Source organism: Aureimonas jatrophae (assembly GCF_900104035.1).
GTDB lineage: Bacteria > Pseudomonadota > Alphaproteobacteria > Rhizobiales > Rhizobiaceae > Aureimonas > Aureimonas jatrophae.
Window position 1 is genome coordinate 770,233 of record NZ_FNIT01000001.1, and the last position, 18,692, is coordinate 788,924.

The window sequence follows — 18,692 nt, forward strand, 5'->3', positions numbered from 1 at the left end:
GGCGGACCGCTTCCGGTGGACGAGGACGCATCGGGCGGTCAGGTCGCCGGGGCGGTGCCGGACAGGACGGAGCGGGTTCGCCGCACGCCGATCGTGTCGGTTCGGGCAAACGGCAGCGTGCGCAGGCGGCGGCCCGTCGCCGCGAAGATGGCGTTTCCGATCGCCGCGGCGACGGGAACCACGCCGGGTTCGCCCGCCCCGCCGGGCGCAAGCGGGCTGTCGATGATCGCGACCGTCACCCGGGGCGCGTTCGCGATACGCTGGACCGGAAAGTCGTGGAAGTTCGATTCCACCACCGCCCCATCCTCGACGGTGATCGCGCTCATCAGGGCGGTGGTGGCGCCGAACACGATGCCGCCCTCCATCTGCGCGACCACGGCGTCGGGGTTGATCACCGTTCCGACGTCGACCGCGCAGTAGACATGGTCGACCCGCACCTCGCCGTCCGGCGCCACCGTGACCTCGGCGACCTGCGCCACGACGCTTTGGTAGCAGTCCTCGATCGCGATGCCCCGACCGCGCCCGGGAGCCATCGGGGTGCCCCAGCCCGCGAGCGTCGCGGCCCGCTCGAGAACGGCGAGGTGCCGGGGCCGGTCGCGCAGGAGCATGCGGCGGTAGCCGAGCGGATCAGCGCCGGCCGCTGCGGCGCATTCGTCGACGAAGCTTTCGCTGAAGAAGGTGTTGAAGGCGTAGCCGTTCGAGCGCCAAAGCCCGATCGGCATGTGGCTCGCGACGTTTCGGCTGCGCACCCGGCGCGCGGGGATAGCGTAGTGAGCCTTCTCCAACCCTTCGGTCGTCAGGCGGTCGCCGTCGGCACCGGGGTTCAGGGGCAGGTTCCGAGCGGCGACCGACTGGATCACCGATTGGGCGGCGACGCGCGCGTCGTAGGCAACCGGCAACCCGTCGGCATCGAGCGCCGCGCGCAGCCTGGCCGCCGCGTGGCTGCGGAAAAGGCCCCTCGCGACGTCCTCCTCGCGAGACCAGATCAGCTTCACGGGCCGCCCGGGATGGCGAGCCGCAAGGTACGCGGCTTCGGTCACGACGTCCTGATCGCTGCGGCGTCCGAACGCCCCGCCGTTCATGGTGACGTTGCAGGTGATGGCGCTCGGTTCGACACCGGCCCAGCCCATGCCCGTCCCGACGCCGACGCGGATATTGATCGATCCCTGGGACGGGACCCAAGCCTCCGCCGTTCCGTCGTCGCGAAGGAGAACCGTGGCGTTGAGCGGCTCCATGCAGGCATGCGCCACGAACGGGACCTGGTATGCCGCCTCGACGATGGAGGCGGCGGGGTCGTCGAGGGCGGCATCCACGTCGCCTTCAACGAGGTGCTCGTAGGGATCGTCCGCCACCAGCGCGTCGAGAAGGCGCGTCGACAGCGCGGCGCTTGACGCCGTGTCGGCCTCGGTTCGCATCCATTCGACATTGAGTTGCCAGGCGACTTGTTCTGCGCGCCACCAGGAGTCGGCGACGATGGCGACGTGTCGGCCGTTCAGGATCGCCAAGTCGATCACGCCGGCTTGGTCCCGAACGGCCGCCTCGTTACGGATGCGCTCGACCTTGGCACCGAAGACCGGCGCGTGCCGGATCGCGGCGAAGAGCATCCCGGGCAGCCTCACGTCCATCCCGAAGACGGGCTCGCCGCGAACCTTGGCCGGCAGGTCGACGCGGGGCTGCGAGCGACCGATCAGCCGCCACTGGTCGGCAGGCTTGAGCATGATGTCGTCGGGCGGAGTCAGCACGGCGGCGTCACGTGCGAGCTCGCCATAGGACAGGCTGCGACCGGAAGAGGTGTGGCGCACGAAGCCGTCGCCGGTCGTCAGTTCGTCGATCGGAACCGCCAGACGGGTCGCGCCCGCCTGCATCAGCATGTGCCGCGCCGAGGCTCCGGCGACGCGCATCGGGTGCCACATCGCCATGGTCGAGCCCGAGGCGCCGGTGTTGATGAAGCCGAGCTGCCCGAGCACGCGTCGCGCCATCCAGACCACCGGGCCGCTCGCCTCCTCGGGCCGCACCTGCAGGACGTTCGTCCAGGTCGAGTAGGCCGGGTGCGGTTCGGCGGGGAAGACCACGCTCACCCTGTTGTCCAGCGGAACGTCGAGTTCCTCCGCCACCAGCATGGCCAGTCCCGTGTGGATGCCCTGGCCCATCTCGGCGCGCGGCACCTGCACCACGATCCGGCCGTCGTCGTGGATCGTCAGGAAGGCGTTGAGGACGGCATGCTCACCATCCGCCCATCCCGTCAGCCCGTCGACATCGACGGTGGAAAGGTAGCCGATGCCGCCGACCGCGGCGACGAGGGCGGTGCCTCCAAGGGCTGCGCCGGTCAGAAGAAAGCTGCGGCGGGACAGTCGGTTCGCCATCTGGGTGATCCTCACGCCTGCGCCCGCGCCGCGGCGGCGCGATGGATGGCGCGCCGGATGCGCGGGTAGGTTCCGCATCGGCAGATGTTGGTGATGGCCTCGTCGATCTCGGCGTCGGTCGGGTTCGGCACGCGGTCCAGAAGCGCGGTGACGGCGATCAGGAATCCGGGCTGGCAGAAGCCGCACTGCGGTACCTGCTCGTCGATCCAAGCCTGTTGCACGGGCGAAAGGGGGCCATCGGGGCGGGACAGCCCCTCGACCGTGACCACGGACGCTGCTTCGACCTCGCCCAGCGTGATCGCGCAGGAGGGCGTCGACGCGCCATCGATCAGGACGCGGCAGGCTCCGCATTGCGATGCTCCGCAACCGTATTTGGTGCCGGGCAGGTCGAGATCCTCGCGCAGAACCCATAGAAGGGGCTTCCCGGCCGGGGCGGTGATGGTCCGGAGCGTGCCGTTGACGGTGATCGAGGGCATGGGCTCTCCTGTGTGCATGAACATCGCCTCCGCGTGCCGGCTGCACGGCCGGCGTCGCTCGAAGCATGAGGATCGTCGAATGCAGACCCGTCCGGCGGTCGCCTGCGGCGGACCGGCATGCATGGACGCGCTGACGGGTTCGGAATCGGGGTGCGAAAGGGCGGGGTGCCGCGGCTTGGCCCAATGCGGCCGGGATCCGGGCTCCGGTGGTGGCAAGAGATCCCGGCCCCCCATCGGTGGGGGGCCGGGCCGCCGAACCCGAGTCAGGGCCGGGGGGGACCCGTCGCGGGGTTCGGGGCTACCGACGCGAAGATTTGAAGGTTATCCGCGGAGTTGGTCGGGCATGCGGAGCGGTTGCCTGCGGGGGACGGACCGGTACGGGATGGTTTCGGCCGACAACGCACGCTTTGGCAGCGCGACAGACGGCGTTCGGCGACTTCCGGCCTTGCCGGGAGCCGGCGCCGCGTCGTCGTCTTCGCCGGCGAAGCGTCCGGTTCGAACAAGCGGGAACAGCAGCAGGAGCACCGAGCTGATCGGCAGGTCCTCGATCGCGAAGGGGGCATTCCGTGGTGTCGTCGAGCGGGCCATGGCGCGTTCGTCTCCGTGTCGGTCTGGGGATGAGAGGCTCGAAGCGTCTTGGGCTGCGGCCTCGGGTTGCCTTGCGTGGCCTGCGGCAGGCGCCAAGGGATCGGCGATCCTGCGAAGGTGGCGGCGAGTGGCCTCGTCGCTTCGAGAGGCAAGTTAACCAGCGCGTGTCGCCGGGCTGTGTCGGTAGCGTCCGCGTTTGTCGCGAATTGTATCGTCGATGGGCCGCAAAACCCGTCACGCCGGATTGCCTGACACACAACGCGACAGTTTTCTTCGGGCGTTCGGCAAGAACGTCCAGTATGCATCGCTGCGGAACTAGAAGTCGGAGCCGTCCATGGAGTCCGTTCCACATATAGCGGTCGTCGACGACCACCGGGACATTCGCGATCTCGTCGGCAAGTACCTCCAGCAGCAGGGCTACCGGGTGAGTCTTGCGGAAAGCGGCACAGCTCTGCGTCGTCTCCTTGACCGCGGGGCGATCGATCTCATCGTGCTCGACATCATGATGCCCGGCGAGGATGGCCTGTCCGTCTGCCGCGAGCTGAGGGGCGGCTCGCGCGCCGGGGTCGGCATTCCCATCATCTTCCTGACCGCCCGCAACGACGAGACGGACCGCATCGTCGGCCTGGAGCTCGGGGCCGACGACTACCTCGTCAAGCCGTTCTCGCCGCGCGAGCTCCTGGCGCGCATCAAGGCCGTTCTGCGCCGGGTCAACAGTCTCCCGCCGCAGCCGGCCGCGCGCAGCGCCGGTCTGATGCGGTTCGATCGCTGGATCCTCAACCTGGCCCGCCGCGAGCTGCAGGGCGACGACGGGGTCGGGGTTCCGCTCTCCACCGCCGAGTTCCGCCTGCTGAAGGTTCTGATCGAGCGGCCGGGTGTGGTTCTCAGTCGCGACCAGCTCCTGGATCTCACCGTTGGCCGCGAGGCTGACCCGTTCGATCGCTCGATCGACAACCAGATCAGCCGCCTGCGCCGCAAGGTCGAAGCCGACCCGAAGAACCCGATGATCATCCAGACCCATCGGGGTGGCGGCTACAGCTTCATGCCGGAGGTCACCGCGCCATGAGCCGCGTTCTGCATTGGTGGCATAGAAGCCTGACGGTCCAGCTCCTCGGCTCGATGCTGATCGCCCTGTTCGCATCGCAGTCGATCGGGATCTGGATCTCCTGGGGCAAGTTCCAGTCCGACATGCAGACCGCCGCACGGACGGAGCTGGCCAGCCGGGCCGCCGCGGTCGCCCGGCTGATCGAAACCGCGCCCGACGACGTCCGGTCGGGTGTCGCCCGCGTCAACAGCACGGAATACACCCGCTTCTGGATCTCACGCGACGCCACCCCCGATCTCCGGGAGTGGGTGGAGGCAGCGTCCGAACGGTTCGAGACTCCATTGCGCGTTCTTCTGAACGGAGCGCAGGACGGCACGCCGCCGATGGCCGCCGGGATCGCGGGCTCGCCGTTCGAGCGTCCTGCCGCCGGGTCCTGGCAGACCGGCGCGCTCTGGACCACGCCAGTCGCAGGGCAGGCGGATCTCCCGCCCGGGGCCGCCTATCTCGACTACGACGACCGGAATGGCGCCGGCGTCATCGTTCCGCTCGACAACGGCCTGGTTCTCAATGTCGCCTTCCACAAGGAGTTTCTGCCCTCCATCTGGAAGACCCACCTGCCGCTCGCCCTGGCGCTCACGGCGATCCTCGTCTCGATAGTCGCCATGGTGATCCTGCACGGAGTCTCCGGACCGTTGCGCCAGCTCACCCAGGCTGCCGATACGCTCGGGCGAGGCGAACCGGTGCCGCCTTTGAAGGCTTGCGGAACCGACGACGTGCGGCGCACGGCCGAAGCCTTCAACCGCATGCAGGAGCGCTTGCATCGGTTCGTCGAGGACAGGACCCGCATGCTGGCGGCGATCGGCCACGACTTGCGGACGCCGATCACGACGCTGCGCCTTCGCACCGAGTTCATCGAGGACGCCGAACTCAAGGACCGGATGCTGTCGAGCATCGGTGAACTCGAGGAGATGACGGAGGCCACCCTGTCGCTCGCGCGGCAGGACACGACCAACGAGGCGACCCGCACGATCGACCTGTCGGCGCTGGTCGAGAGCGTCTGCGAGGATCTCGCCGAGCTCGGTCAGTCCGTCAACTTCTCGCACGACGGGCGCGTGGCCTATCGCTGCCGTCCGGAAAACCTCAAGCGGATGGTCCGCAACATCGTCGAGAACGCGGTGCGCTACGCGGGACACGCCGAGGTGCGTCTCGTCTCGACCTCGTCCGGCGTCGAGATTCTCGTCGAGGACGACGGACCCGGCATTCCGGTGGATCGCATGGAGGACGTCTTCACGCCCTTCGTGCGGCTGGAGGATTCGCGCTCGCGCGATACGGGTGGCGCGGGCCTCGGGCTTTCGATCGCGCGCGCCATTGCGCGTCAGCACGGGGGCGACATCTTGCTGACCCTGCGAAGCCCCGGCCTGCGGGCGACCGCGACGCTGCCGGCTTGATGGTTTGCACCGACGGGTCAGCGCCGCTCGATCGTCCGCGAACCCGCCGCGCTGGCCAAGGTCCCGGGCCATCGGACTGCTGGAACCCTGCGGTCCACGAGCATCAGGCATGACGGCTTCCGAATCAGACCTACCCTGCGATCGGCTCGCCGCTGATGACCACACCGCGATACGCTGCCCTGTCTGGGAAACCTTCGCCCTCAATGGTCTGCCCACCGTCGAACCGGAGGATCGAGACAGACTGGTCGGTGTAAAGCCCCACCGACATCGTCGCGAAGGATGCAGCGAAGCGCGCGACAACCTGACTTCCGGACCTACGGGACCCGTGCACCTGATTGGGCGCCCTTCACGCTCCGCTCGAAGTCGCGGCTCGTCAGCAGACGCCTCGTCTTATGCGGTACGGCAACCTCGATCCCGATCTTTCGCTGAGCATCTCCTGCCCTGCCGCAAGAAGGCGACAATCACCACCACCCAGCCTCCATGTCCCGCAGTGGCCGCTTTCGGGAGTCGACGTCTTGGCGCTAAAGGTCGCGTTCGGGCCACTGGCAGAATGGCCGCTGCTGCGCTCCCCTCATGCCCAGCGGACCTTCCACTCCCGGCCCGAGGTCAACGACTGATCCTCGACTTGGTTGGGTGGTTTGCGGACCGTCCGCTGTTGGTTAGGATCGAACGCAAGCGGACGACCCGAAAGGCGGACGATGCTGGCTCAGTTTCTTCTGACGGTTCTCTACACGCAGATCACGGTCGCCGTCCCGGAAACACCCGCGGGTGGGCTTCTCTGGACCGACGATCACGTGGCCCAGGGGTTCGCCTGGTCGCCGGGGATCGCCAGCTTCGGCGTTCCCGATCACGACGGTCAGGTGAGGATCACGGTGGAGCGCTCGGAGAGCTTCCGTCTGGACGCAGGCACGTTATGGGCCGTGCAGACGCCGTTCGATGTCGGCGCAGCGCCGGTCGGGATCGGAACGGTCGGCGACGAGCGCGCGGTGGCGGTTCCCGCCGGTCGCTACAACCTCGTATTCGAGGCGCGGACTCCGAGATCCGCGAGCGATACCGACATCGCGTACGATCTGCACCTGCATTTTCTGGAGACGCCGACGCCAAGCTTCGCGATCCTGAAACAAGGGGACCAGATCGAGACGGATCACGTTCTCTCGACGCTCGCCGATCCCGCCTGAACGGTACCGCGATCCGGCGTTCTACCCCCGCTTCGGATCGGGAGGCAGACGGATCCTGGCGATCAAGATGGCTTGCTCGATCAGCGCCAGCGAGAGCGCCGGGCGGTAGGTAGTCACGCTCATCTCGGCCGTTCGGTCGTCGTAGAAGATCAGCAGGAGCAAGGCGCCCGCCTCGTTGGCGACCTCAAGATACATGCCATCGTCCTCGATGTCGCTGCCGATGTTGACGGGAAAGCGCGTGCCGTCGATCTCGATCACCCAATCCTCGCCTGGTCTGATATCCCGGTAGGGGCGTATCTGCGCTGCGCCCGAGGCGGAAGCCATGTCCGCTTCCAAATGCGTCAGCGGAGGTGCGCAAAGACCGCAACGGGTCGAAACCCGTCCGGCTGCTTTCCGGATGGCGATCAGATAAGGCGGCCGCTGCTGTCGTGGCGTTCCGAGGTCCGTCATGGCTCGGCTTGCACCGGGATACGCTCTTGCCTGGAAGGCGGAACGAGGATGGTGAGATAAACCGATCGTCCTGTCCGCGTGCTTCCTCTACGGACGGTGGCCATCGGCCATGGTTGCGAGCAGCGTTCTGCGCTCGTCAGCACGGACGAACCCGAAAAGGCAGGCTGCGGCCGCCGAACGCGCCGAGCGTCGAAGCGCCCGGTCGTCGTATTCCCCGGCGGTCCAGAACGAGAGCGCGCCTCGAAAGGCGAGGGCGAGAGGGTCGGGAAGCGTTGCGAGGGCAAGATCGCGCGTCGCGTCCGCCAACCCGGCACCCTCGCCAAGCGCCAGCGACCAGAGGTCCCTCGACCGGGACGACACGGCGCCGGGGGTATCGCTCGGTGAGCCGATCGACCCCATCACGACGCGGTTCACCGATGGGGCTTCCAGCATCACCGACGCGGCGATGTCGACCGCGGCCAGGACGCTGGCTGCCGCGGTGCCGGCGGACGGGGCATGGTTCAGGCGCTCCCTCATGGCGTCGATCCGGCGTGCCGACAGCGCCAGCATGATCGCGCCCTTGCTGCCGAACTGGTTGAACGGCGTCGCGAAGCTGAGCGACGCCTCGCTGGCCAGGTCGCGCATCGAGAAGCCGGCGTGGCCGGAGGCGAGCAGTCGCTCGGCCGCATCGAGGACGCGCTCGCGGGTGGATGGTCTCGGCGACGGAGAGGTCTTGTCAGAGGTCATGCTGGTTTATATCATGATATAAACGTGAGTTCCAAAGGTCCAAGCCATGTCTCCTTCCCGAACGTTCCTCATCACCAGCGTCAGCTCCGGCCTCGGTCGCGCCTTCGCTCAAGGCGCACTGGACGCGGGCCATCGCGTGATCGGTACGGTACGACGCACCGACGATGCCACAACCTTCGCCGCACTGGCGCCGGGACGCGCGCAGCCGCTGGTTCTCGACGTCACGGACTACGATGCGATCCCGAACGCCGTTGCGGAAGCCGAACACCAGGCGGGGCCGGTCGACGTCCTCGTGAACAACGCCGGCTATGGTCACGAGGGCGCCCTTGAGGAGTCCACGATCGACGATCTGCAGCGCCAGTTCGCCGCCAACGTGTTCGGTCCGGTGGCGATGATCAAGGCGGTGCTGCCAGGCATGCGCGAGCGGCGCCGTGGCCATATCGTCAACGTCACCTCGATGGCCGGCTTCATTACCATGCCTGGAGTCGGCTTCTATTGCGGCTCGAAGTTCGCGCTCGAGGGCATCTCGGAGGCGCTCGGCAAGGAGGTGGCCGGCTTCGGCATCCACGTCACGGCGCTCGCGCCGGGACAGTTCCGCACCGACTGGGCTGGCCGGTCCATGGACCGCACGCCTCGCTCGGTTCCCGACTACGACGCGGTGATGGATCCGATCCGTGCAGCTCGCCAGGCCAAGAGCGGCAACCAGCCAGGCGACCCGGCGAAGGCCGCAGAGGCCCTTCTGGCGCTGGTCGAGGCGGACAACCCTCCGGTGCGGCTGTTCCTTGGCGAGGACGCGCTGGAACTGGTGAACGCCAAGCTCGACGCCATGCGTACCGAGATGGGCGCCTGGCACGCGCTCTCGCGATCCACGAGCTTTTCCGGATGAATCATAACGACACCGTTGCTGTGCAGACGACCCGGTCGATCCGGCGTCGTCATGTCGGGTCGCCGGGCGAGGAGGGCCATTCCCTTCGGGCCGGTTGAGCGGTAGCTCCGTGTCGGAGCGGCATCGACCGGAGACACGCATGCGCACGATCGGCCTGATCGGCGGGATGAGCTGGGAAAGCTCGGCCGAGTACTATCGCATCCTCAACCAGGGCGTCCGCGATCGGTTGGGACCCACGGCCTCCGCCCGCTGCCTTTTGTGGTCCTTCGACTTCTCCGAGATCGAAGCCCTTCAGCACCGGGGAGAGTGGGAGGAACTGACGGCCCGCCTGGTGGACGCGGCACGCAAGCTCGAGACCGCCGGCGCCGACATCCTCGTGATCTGCACCAACACGATGCATCGCATGGCACCGGCGATCGAAGCGGCGGTACAGGTGCCGCTTCTGCACATCGCCGATCCGACGGCCGAGCGCATCAAAGCGGCGGGCTTGCGGAGGGTCGGACTCCTCGGCACCGCATTCACGATGGAGCAGGACTTCCTCAAGGGACGCCTGGCCGAGCGGCATGGGCTGGAGGTGATCGTGCCGAACGCGCAGGACCGCGCCACGGTCCACCGCGTGATCTACGAGGAACTCGTGGCTGGGCAGATCGTCCCGGCCTCGCGCAACGCTTACCGGGCTGTCATCGCGCATCTGGCGGAAGCCGGCGCGCAGGCCGTGATCCTCGGCTGCACCGAGATCATGCTGCTGGTTCGACCCGAAGACAGCGCGGTGCCCCTGTTCGATACAACCGCTCTTCATGCGCAGGCGGCGGTCCGGCAAGCGCTCGCGGACTGAACGGCAGCCTCGGGGCTGCCGCGTGCGGCCTCGATCGGACAGGACGGGTCGACAGCGAAGCCTCACCCCGCAGCGCGGGGCGAGCCTTGGCGGAACTCCGCAACCGTGAGCCAGATCGCCGAGACGAGGAAGTAGAAGGCACCGAAGGCGGCGTAGGGAGCGACGCTCGCAATGCCGGCAGGGTCGGGACCGTAGGCTCGCCCGACCATGAAGACGCCGGCCAGGGCGGACTGGGCGCCGCTCAGGATCATCACCCACTGAGCCCCGACCGATCGCCAGCGGCGAACCGCGGTCGCGAGCTGGAAGATGCCGGAAAAGCCGGCCCAGATGCCGAAGACGAGGAGCACATCGTTCATGCTGGTGCCGAGCGCAGCGGCGACCGCGAGCGTGGTGAGAAGGCTGACACCAAGGTTCAGCATCTGCGACTTGTTGCGACCAAGGCCGCCGCTGCGTCGCGCGTCGATGAAGTTGGCCAAGGCGTCCCAGGCCGGGTAGCCGACCAGCATGACCGCAGCCCATGTCGGCTTGTCCCTCGCCACCAGGAGCGCCGCGGCAACCCAGAGCGCCGAGACGGCGAAGCGGATGAAGTAGTAGTTCCTGAGCCAGCCCGAGGCCGAGCGGGCCGGGATGTGTGCGTTTGGGTAAGGGGTCATGGGGGTCTCTCCAACTGTCCGTTCGGCAGGTAGAGAGGTGGGCTGCGCAGCGGAAATCGTTTGTCCGGATACCAGCTATCGGGCTCGCAGATCGTGCGCACGGCGACGAACTGTCGCCCGTCATCACGAGAGGGACGAATGCATCTTCGCGGACTGGATCTCAACCTCCTGGTGGCGCTCGATGCCTTGCTGACCGAGGGGAACGTCACCCGCGCGGCCGAGCGGATCCCGATCTCGCAGCCCGCCATGAGCGAGGCGCTGCGCAAGTTGCGCCATCACTTCGACGACCGGCTGCTGGAACGGGTCGGGCGCGATCTCGAGCTGACCGCCAAGGGCCGAGCGCTGGCCGATCCGGTGAAGACGATCCTGGCGCGGATCGCCGATCTCGGCGATCGGCCGAGCGACTTCGACCCCGCCGTCCAGCGGCGGCGCTTTCGGGTGTCCGCCACGACCTACGGCTGCGAGATCATGGCGGTACCGCTCCTGTCCCGGCTGCGCGAGGTCGCACCGTTGGTCAGCGTCGAGTTCGAGGAACTCGCGGCGGATACGGCAGATCGCATCGTCGGCGGGCGGGTGGACTTCGCGATCACGATCTCGGCCCGTCTGCTCGAAGGGATGCAGGTCCACGAGGAGGTCCTACGGTCGGAAACGCTGTTCACCGACGCGTTCGTCGTGGCGATCTCCAGAGATGGTCCGTTCGCCGGCGACGTCGTCTCGACCGACGAGCTGTGCGACATGGCCTATGTCGAGACGCGGTTCGGCGGGATGATCGCGGGCGTGGCGGAGCAGCTCTGGCGCCAGCAACCGCGGCAGCCGCGCATCCGCGCCTGGTTGCCGAACTTCCATCTGACGCTCGACACGGTCGGAAGAACCGGAATGGCGACGATCCTTCCATCGTTGATGGTGGCGACGCACGGCGATCGGTACGGTGTACGAGCGTTGGCGGTTCCGTTCGCGATGCCCGCGCTCGAGGAGCGCCTCTACTGGCACCGTCGCAACGACAGCGATCCGGGGCACGCCTGGATGCGGCGCATGATCAGGGAGATCGCCCGCAGCGTCGAAGTCGACGACCAACGAAGGCATGGTATGGCTGACGATTGACGAACGGAACTCAGGAGGCGTTCGTTACGGGCAATCCCTCGCGTCAGAAGGCGATGGGGACGTCATCGCTCCATAAGGGGGCCGGTCCCGGGATTGGGTTACACCGCCTTCCTGTGTGCCGGTCGGGTGACGAACGCGTCGCTTGTGGCAACCTTGGTCGGAGAAATCTGGTCGACGGCTCGCTCCACGATCGACATGTGATCGAGCATGCTTCGAGCGGCGCGGTCTGCGTCGCCGTCGAGGATCGCCTCGACGATGCTCCCATGCTCACGCTGAGAGTTGGCGATGCGATGCAGCGCCTCGAACTGCATGCGGCGAAACGGAGCGAGGCTACGGCGAACCGAACGTGTCGTTTCTTCCAGGAAGCCGTTGTGCGAGCCTGCGTAGAGCGCGTCGTGGAAGCGCTCGTTGTGAGCGCGATAGGCGTCGACGTCGCCGCGCAGAACGAATTCGGCACCACCCGCCTGGAGGTGCGACAGGGCCTCGCACTCGGCCGGCGTCATCGCCTCCGCGCAGAGGCGCGCGCACAACGCTTCCAACTCCCCCATCACGCGAAAGATGTCGTGGAGCTCGCTGTCCGAAACGTTGGTGACCACCGTGCCCCGATGCGGGCGCGACATGGCAAGACCGATCGTCTCCAGCTGGCGCAGAGCCTCCCGGATCGGCGTGCGCGAGACGCCGAATTCGGCCGCAAGGCCGGTCTCGTCCAAGGCCTCGCCGGGACGCAGGATACCATGGACGATGCGATCGGACAGGACCTCGCGGATCATGTCCGCCTGCGTACGCTTCGGGCGATGTGTCATGCCGCCATTATCATGCGGCTCGCGCGAGCGAGGCAACGTAGTTCCGCCAGCCTCCGAACTCCGTGATCTCGACCGCGCCGGGGAGCGCCGCTGCCTCGCACAGGAAGCCGGACACCTGAGACCCGTCGTCGAGCGCGATCTTGCCGATGCCGAGCGGCTGCGGGATGGCGGCGACGAAGCGACCAAAGGAGTCCGGCGACAGCCGCCAGATCTCGACCTCGATACCCGGTCCCTGGAAGCCGGCCTCGCGCACGAGGCCGGGCTTGGGTGGCACGGTGCCGGCGAGCGCGTAGAAACGGTAACCCGGCGCCGTGCGGGCCGTGCGCGCGAGCGTCCCGCCGAGCCGCGTCAGCTCGCCGTTCAGCGGCATTCCGGTGAGATGGGCACCGACCACCGCGATGGCGATGTCGTCCGACGAGCGGTCCTCGACCGGCGGAAGCGTCAGCGCGCGGTCGAGCCCGGCTCCGGTGGAGGCGGCAGCCTGAAGGCGCGCTGCGAAGGGGGCGAGAGCTTCGTCGGTGTCCTGGGGCCCGACGAGCTGGACGCCGAAGGGCAGGCCCGCGGACGTGAAGCCGGCGGGCACCGCGATCGCGGCGCAGCCGAAGAAGTTGGCGAAGTTCGTGTAACGGCCGAAGCGGGCGTTGAGGGCGATCGGATCCGCCTCCATCGCCTCGACGGTCTGGATATCCGGCGAGGTCGGCAGGAGGAGAGCGTCGACCTTCGCCCACTCCCGCTCGGCCTCGCGGCGCAGTGCCTCCAGCCGGTATCGGCCCGCGAAGGCGTCCACCGCGCTCATGTCCCGCGCGCCCTCGATGATGGTGCGGACCGTCGCGTCCATCGCCTCGGGCTTGCGGTCGATAAAGGGCAGGACGGCATGCAGCCGTTCGGCGACCCAAGGTCCCTCGTACAGAAGGGCTGCCGCCTCGCGGAAGGGGCGGTAGTCGAAGGGCACGATCTCGGCGCCGAGCGAACGGGCGCGTTCGATGCCGGCGTCGAAGAGCGTGCGATAGGCGTCGTTGCCGAAGAATTCCAGCTCCTCCTCCGCCGGCACGCCGAGGCGCAGACGCGCGGGCAGGTCGGTTTCACGGAAGCGGCGCGAGAAGGGGTCGTCCGGCTCGAAGCCCTCGGCCACGCGGCACGCCTCCAGGCCATCGGCGACGGAGGTCGCGAAGACCGTGACGACGTCGATCGAACGGCAGGCCGGCACCACGCCGGACGTCGGCACACGGCCGGGCGAGGGTTTGAGGCCGACGATGTTGTTGAAAGCGGCCGGCACGCGACCCGAACCCGCCGTATCCGTGCCGAGCGAAAAGGCGGCGAGGCCCGCCGCGACCGCGACGCCCGAGCCGGACGACGAGCCGCCGGAGACATAGGCCTTGTCGAAGACGCAACGCGGCGCGCCATGGGGCGAGCGCGTGCCGTTGAGGCCCGTAGCGAACTGGTCGAGGTTGGTCTTTCCGATCACCAGGGCACCGGCCGCCCGCAGCCGCGCCATGACCGGCGCATCCGTCGTGGGTTCGTAGGCGAAGTCCGGGCATCCCGCGGTCGTGGGCAGGCCGGCCACGTCGATATTGTCCTTCACCGCGAAGGGCAGACCCCAAAGCGGCAGCGCGTTCGGCTCCGGCGCACGGGCCAGAAGATCGGCAGCGGCGGCACGAAGCGCGTCGGGCGCGGTGCGCGTGATGAAGATCGCCGGGTCAGCCCCCTCCAGCCGCTCCAGAAGCGCCTCCACCATGTCGGGCAGGGAAAGGCCGGCGGCGTAGGCGGCGCGCAGCCGGGCGAAGTCGAGGACGGCGGGCAGGGTCATGACGCGGGCTTTCGGATGGGGATCAGGCTTCGCCGAGGATGCGCACGGGCGCCGCCCAGGAGATGAGGACGGTACAGCCCTCGTCGGACCAGACGCTGTGGATGCTGCCGGGCGGGTTGAGGACGACGTCGCCTACACGGTAGGTGCCGCGCTCGTCGCTCTGGCTGCCGTCGAGGACAAGGATGGTCTCGAGGCCGGTATGCTCATGGCGCGGCACGCCGGCGCCCGGCCGGTAGCGCAGGAGCGCGAGCGCCGGACCGCCGCTGCCGTCCGGTCGCTGGAGATGGGCGATCTCGACGCCCTCGCGGAACGGCTCGAAGGCGGCGTTGCGGAAGGCGCCGGTGGCAAGGCCAGGAAAATGCGCGGGGGTGCTCATGCGAGGGCCTCCAAGATGGCGTCGGTCCCGGCGGTCCATCCGACGATCGCGCCTTGCGCGCGGATCATGGCGAGCGTCGCGACCTTGAATTCGGGGAAGTAGCTTTCGGTCGCGTCCTCGGCGAGAAGGCAATCGTAGCCGCGATCGTTGGCCTCGCGCATCGTGGTCTGGACGCAGACCTCCGTGGTGACGCCGGCGAAGGCGAGCTGCGTGATCCCGAGGCGCTGGAGATGTTCCTCCAGCGGCGTCGCGTGGAAGGCACCCTTGCCCGGCTTGTCGAGGACGATCTCGCCCGGCAGGGGGCTAAGCTCGGGCACGATCTGAGCGCCCGGTTCGCCGCGGACAAGGATGCGGCCCATCGGCCCGGGATCGCCGATGCGCTGGCCCTCCGCCCCGCGGGCGAGCTTGGCCGGCGGGCAGTCCGAAAGGTCCGGCGCATGGCATTCGCGCGTGTGGATCACCGGCCGCCCGGCGGCACGGAAGCCTGCGATCAGCCGCGCCACGGTGGGCACGATCGCCTGGAGCGGGCGCACGTCGTTGCCCAGACTCTCGCCGAAGCCACCGGGTTCCAGGAAGTCGCGCTGCATGTCGATGACGATGAGTCCGACGCGTTCCCGATCCAGCGCAAAGGGAAAGGGGCGGGCGGGGATGGTTTTCATCAGACGTGGCCCGCCATGGCGCGGCCGATCGCGAACGGGTCCGCCGAGGCGCCGCCTCGGGTCTCCATCACAATCCGTCCCTCGAAGAGAACGAAGATACGGTCGGAGAGCGCGATCACCTCGTCGAGATCCTCGGACACGAGAAGAACGGCGGTACCCCGGTTGCGCGCGGCCATCAGCTGGGCGCGGATGTCGGCCACCGCCCCGAAGTCGAGCCCGAAGCACGGGTTGGCGACGACGAGGAGATCCGTCTCACCCTGAAGCTCGCGCGCCAGCACCGCACGCTGGACGTTGCCGCCCGAGAGCGTCGCGATGGGCGAGGCGGGCGATTGCGTCTTGACCGAATAGGCCGTGATCAGCCGCTCGGCCTCGCCGCGCATGCGCTTGCGGTCGAGGAGGCGGATCGGCGCGCCCGCCGCGTTGTGGTCGAAGGTCCGAAAGGCCAGGTTCTCGGAGACGCTCATGCGCCCGACGCAGGCGTTGCGAAGCGGCTCCTCGGGCAGGCAGCGCACCTTTCGCGCCTGCGCCTCGGCGCGGCTCGCCCGGTAGGGCTCGCCACCGACCTCCAGCACGCCGCCCTCCGCCGGCGTCTGTCCCGAGAGGACTTCGACCAGCGTCGTCTGGCCGTTGCCCGAGATGCCGGCGATGCCGACGATCTCGCCGGGCGCCACCTCCAGATGGTCGATCGCGATCGCCCCCCGGGTACCCGCATGGCCGGCGGCAAGCTTCCGGAGCCGCAGCACGGGCGGTGCGGCGACCGAGGCGGCGCGGGCCGGCGCCTCGGCGAGTTCCCGCTCGCCGATCATCATCCGCGCCATGTCCTCGACCGTGAGGTCCGCGACCTTGCCGGCCCCGGCGGGGCGGCCCTTGCGCAGCACGCTGACCCGGTCGCAGAAGCGCGTGACCTCCGAGAACTTGTGGGTGATGAGGAGCACCGCCATGCCGGTCTCGGATGCGCGGGCCCGCAGGAAGGACAGGACCTCCTCCGCCTCGTTCGGCGTCAGCACCGAGGTCGGCTCGTCGAGGACGAGGACACGGGAGCCGAGGTAGAGCTGCTTCAGGATCTCGGTCTTCTGCCGCTCGCCGGCCGACAGGCGATCCACCGCGACGTCGAGGGGAACGCGCAGCGGCATGGTTTCCATGAAGGCGGCAAGGCGTCGGCGCTCCGTGCGCCAGTCCACCACCCGCGGCACGGTGGCGCCGGCCATCACGAGGTTCTCCAGCACGCTCATGGCGGGCACCAGCGTGAAGTGCTGGTAGACCATGCCGAGCCCGAGACGGCGCGCGTCGCGCGGCGAGGCGATGGCGACCTCGCGCCCGTCGAGCACGACGGCGCCCGCGTCCGGCTGGTAGTAGCCGAGGATGCACTTCACCAGCGTCGACTTGCCGGCACCGTTCTCGCCGAGAAGCGCGTGGAACTCGCCGGGTTGGAGCGCGATCGTCACGTCGTCCAGCGCCGTGAAGGCGCCGAACCGCTTGGTGAGGCCGACCGCTTCGAGGATCGGCCGGCTCGAACGCATCTCCATGGCGTCCGGTGGCTCGTCCGGCAAGGCGGGCAGCGCGCTCATGCCCCGATCGCCTCGATCAGCGCCGCGCTGGAGGCGACCGCACCGAAGACGCCGCCCTGCATGGTCACCATCTTGATCGCGGCATCGTGGTTGCCACGGTCGGTCGCGCCGCAGCAGTCCTCGAGGATCAAGCATTCGAAGCCGCGGTCGTTGGCCTCGCGCATGGTGGTGTGGACGCAGACGTCGGTCGTGATGCCTGTCAGCACGATGTTGCGGATGCCGCGCGCATGGAGGATCAGCTCGAGGTCGGTCGCGCAGAACGACCCCTTGCCGGGCTTGTCGATCACCACCTCGCCGGGCAGGGGGCTGAGTTCGGGGATGATCTCCCAGCCCGGCTCGCCGCGCACCAGAATGCGCCCGCAGGGGCCCGGGTCGCCGATGCCGGCGCCGATCTGTTGGCTGCGCCAGCGCTTGTTGGCGGGAAGGTCGGCCAGGTCCGGTCGATGCCCCTCGCGCGTGTGGATGATGGGATAGCCCTTGTCGCGCATGGCGGCGAGGACCCGGCGGATCGGCTCGATCGGCGCGCGCGTCAGCGACAAGTCGTAGCCCATCTTGTCGACATAGCCGCCGGGGCCGCAGAAGTCGGTCTGCATGTCGATGATGACGAGAGCGGTCGTCTTCGGCGACAGGCTGCCGTCATAGGGCCAGCGATAGGGTGTGGAGGCGATCGTGAGACCGGCGGCGTTCAGCGTGTCCATCGCTCTCGCTTCCTATTCGGCGGCCTGGGGCATGTCTTCGCGGTAGCGGCGCGTCGGGGCGGGAAAGCCGCAGGACGTGCCGTCCACGACCTTCACCTCGTCCTCCCAGGGGAGGCGGTAGCGGCCGGCGACCATGTCCTGCATGAACGTGTAGGGACAGTCCTGCGCGCCGCCTTGGACCGCGACGTAGCCGCGATGGCCGAGCTGGTAGATGTTGTTCTCGACGCCCCATCCGGCCCTCGCCTCGCGCACGAGGTCGGGCCGGACCTCCGCCGTGATGATCTCGTCCACCCGGCCGGTCGTGCCGTGGGCGAGCACCGTGCCGTCGAAGTTGACGATCATGCCCTCGCCCATGGAATCGAACGAGCCGTCCGATCCGCATAGGCAGACATTCGCGGTCACCATGAGATTGCAGAAGGCGTTGGCCTGATTGGTGAAGCGCCAGGAGTCGCGGATCGGCGCGGTGTAGCCGGCCGTGCGCAGCATGATCTCTGCGCCCTTGTAGGCGCACTCGCGGGCCATTTCGGGGAACATGCCGTCGTGGCAGATGATGAGCGCGAGCTTGGCACCCTTCGGCCCGTCGATGACGGGAATGCCGAGATCGCCAGGCTCCCAGGGCTCGACCGGCACCCAGGGGTGGAGCTTGCGATAGTTCAGCCGAATCTCGCCCGTGTCGTCGATCACGAGGCCGGTGTTGTAGGGCATGCCGCCGGGGTTCAGCTCCATGATGGAGAAGCAGCCCCAGATGCGGTGGTCGCGGCACGCCTTGCGGAACGCCTCCACCTCCGGCCCGTCTACTCGGCACATGATGGCCGGGTTCGTGTCCATCGACAGGCCGTGGAGCGAGTATTCCGGGAAGACCACGAGATCCATGGTCGAGAGGTTGCGGCGCGCCTTGCCGACCATCTCGACGATCCGCGCGGTCTGGCGCTTCAGGTCGTCCGGGGTCGCCACCGTGGGAAGCTGCAGCTGCACGCAGCCGATGACGACGCCGTTGTCCGATTTGTTCAGTCCGCCAAGGCCGTTCATGCC

Annotated in this window: 19 protein-coding genes; 6 read left to right on the forward strand and 13 right to left on the reverse strand. The window is 68.4% G+C overall.

Annotated features, from left to right (window positions below; translation table 11 throughout):
- Positions 1–38: 38 nt before the first annotated feature.
- The 3 genes from BLQ76_RS03785 to BLQ76_RS03795 form a co-directional block, all read right to left on the reverse strand.
- Complete coding sequence (locus BLQ76_RS03785; protein ID WP_090669611.1) at positions 39–2,363, reverse strand: xanthine dehydrogenase family protein molybdopterin-binding subunit; 2,325 nt, start codon at positions 2,361–2,363, stop codon at positions 39–41.
- A gap of 11 nt (positions 2,364–2,374) precedes the next feature.
- On the reverse strand, positions 2,375–2,839 hold the full coding sequence (locus BLQ76_RS03790; protein ID WP_090668980.1) for a (2Fe-2S)-binding protein: 465 nt from the start codon (positions 2,837–2,839) through the stop codon (positions 2,375–2,377).
- A gap of 321 nt (positions 2,840–3,160) precedes the next feature.
- Complete coding sequence (locus BLQ76_RS03795) at positions 3,161–3,427, reverse strand: hypothetical protein (protein WP_090668983.1); 267 nt, start codon at positions 3,425–3,427, stop codon at positions 3,161–3,163.
- 334 nt (positions 3,428–3,761) lie between these two features.
- Between BLQ76_RS03795 and BLQ76_RS03800 the strand changes: the two genes are divergently transcribed.
- The 3 genes from BLQ76_RS03800 (at position 3,762) to comJ (ending at position 7,098) form a co-directional block, all read left to right on the forward strand.
- Positions 3,762–4,493, forward strand: coding sequence for a response regulator (locus tag BLQ76_RS03800; RefSeq protein ID WP_090668985.1), 732 nt, complete (start codon positions 3,762–3,764; stop codon positions 4,491–4,493).
- A complete protein-coding gene (locus tag BLQ76_RS03805) occupies positions 4,490–5,920 on the forward strand; it encodes an ATP-binding protein (protein ID WP_090668988.1) in 1,431 nt (476 codons plus the stop codon). The genes BLQ76_RS03800 and BLQ76_RS03805 overlap by 4 nt, the downstream gene beginning before the upstream one ends.
- Positions 5,921–6,618: 698 nt before the next feature.
- Positions 6,619–7,098, forward strand: coding sequence for a competence protein ComJ (gene comJ, locus BLQ76_RS03810; protein WP_090668991.1), 480 nt, complete (start codon positions 6,619–6,621; stop codon positions 7,096–7,098).
- A 21-nt stretch (positions 7,099–7,119) separates the two neighbouring features.
- Here the strand turns inward: comJ and BLQ76_RS22315 are convergent, their stop codons facing one another.
- Together BLQ76_RS22315 and BLQ76_RS03820 are read right to left on the reverse strand one after the other, a co-directional pair.
- Complete coding sequence (locus BLQ76_RS22315) at positions 7,120–7,356, reverse strand: hypothetical protein (RefSeq protein WP_139183914.1); 237 nt, start codon at positions 7,354–7,356, stop codon at positions 7,120–7,122.
- Between the two features lie 279 nt (positions 7,357–7,635).
- On the reverse strand, positions 7,636–8,274 hold the full coding sequence (locus BLQ76_RS03820) for a TetR/AcrR family transcriptional regulator (protein WP_090668996.1): 639 nt from the start codon (positions 8,272–8,274) through the stop codon (positions 7,636–7,638).
- A 46-nt stretch (positions 8,275–8,320) separates the two neighbouring features.
- On the opposite strand from BLQ76_RS03820, the gene BLQ76_RS03825 reads away from it, so the two are divergent.
- Positions 8,321–9,160 carry an oxidoreductase gene (locus BLQ76_RS03825; protein ID WP_090668999.1) on the forward strand — a complete coding sequence of 280 codons (840 nt, stop codon included), beginning with the start codon at positions 8,321–8,323 and terminating at the stop codon, positions 9,158–9,160.
- A gap of 139 nt (positions 9,161–9,299) precedes the next feature.
- Positions 9,300–9,995 (forward strand): aspartate/glutamate racemase family protein, encoded by a 696-nt coding sequence (locus BLQ76_RS03830; protein WP_090669002.1) that lies wholly within the window; start codon positions 9,300–9,302, stop codon positions 9,993–9,995.
- A 62-nt stretch (positions 9,996–10,057) separates the two neighbouring features.
- Here BLQ76_RS03830 and BLQ76_RS03835 read toward each other — a convergent pair whose 3' ends face one another.
- Positions 10,058–10,648 (reverse strand): DUF308 domain-containing protein, encoded by a 591-nt coding sequence (locus BLQ76_RS03835; RefSeq protein ID WP_090669005.1) that lies wholly within the window; start codon positions 10,646–10,648, stop codon positions 10,058–10,060.
- A gap of 138 nt (positions 10,649–10,786) precedes the next feature.
- Here BLQ76_RS03835 and BLQ76_RS03840 point away from each other — a divergent pair, with 138 nt between their 5' ends.
- On the forward strand, positions 10,787–11,749 hold the full coding sequence (locus BLQ76_RS03840; RefSeq protein ID WP_090669008.1) for a LysR family transcriptional regulator: 963 nt from the start codon (positions 10,787–10,789) through the stop codon (positions 11,747–11,749).
- A 98-nt stretch (positions 11,750–11,847) separates the two neighbouring features.
- Here BLQ76_RS03840 and BLQ76_RS03845 read toward each other — a convergent pair whose 3' ends face one another.
- Genes BLQ76_RS03845 through BLQ76_RS03875 form a run of 7 tightly spaced genes read right to left on the reverse strand, consistent with a single transcriptional unit; the run spans position 11,848 to position 18,689 of the window.
- Entirely contained in the window at positions 11,848–12,552 is a 705-nt protein-coding gene (locus tag BLQ76_RS03845; RefSeq protein ID WP_090669011.1) for a GntR family transcriptional regulator, read from the reverse strand.
- Positions 12,553–12,562: 10 nt separating this feature from the next.
- Positions 12,563–14,359: an allophanate hydrolase gene (gene atzF, locus BLQ76_RS03850; RefSeq protein WP_090669014.1), complete on the reverse strand. Its 1,797-nt coding sequence runs from the start codon at positions 14,357–14,359 to the stop codon at positions 12,563–12,565.
- A gap of 22 nt (positions 14,360–14,381) precedes the next feature.
- On the reverse strand, positions 14,382–14,735 hold the full coding sequence (locus BLQ76_RS03855; RefSeq protein WP_090669017.1) for a cupin domain-containing protein: 354 nt from the start codon (positions 14,733–14,735) through the stop codon (positions 14,382–14,384).
- Positions 14,732–15,394, reverse strand: a complete 663-nt coding sequence (locus BLQ76_RS03860) for a cysteine hydrolase family protein (protein WP_090669020.1) — start codon at positions 15,392–15,394, stop codon at positions 14,732–14,734. Before BLQ76_RS03860 ends, BLQ76_RS03855 begins: the two co-directional genes overlap by 4 nt.
- Entirely contained in the window at positions 15,394–16,920 is a 1,527-nt protein-coding gene (locus BLQ76_RS03865) for an ABC transporter ATP-binding protein (protein ID WP_210184144.1), read from the reverse strand. Before BLQ76_RS03865 ends, BLQ76_RS03860 begins: the two co-directional genes overlap by 1 nt.
- A gap of 38 nt (positions 16,921–16,958) precedes the next feature.
- Entirely contained in the window at positions 16,959–17,660 is a 702-nt protein-coding gene (biuH, locus tag BLQ76_RS22320) for a biuret amidohydrolase (RefSeq protein ID WP_090669026.1), read from the reverse strand.
- A gap of 12 nt (positions 17,661–17,672) precedes the next feature.
- Positions 17,673–18,689, reverse strand: coding sequence for a formamidase (locus BLQ76_RS03875; protein ID WP_090669028.1), 1,017 nt, complete (start codon positions 18,687–18,689; stop codon positions 17,673–17,675).
- Positions 18,690–18,692: the final 3 nt, after the last annotated feature.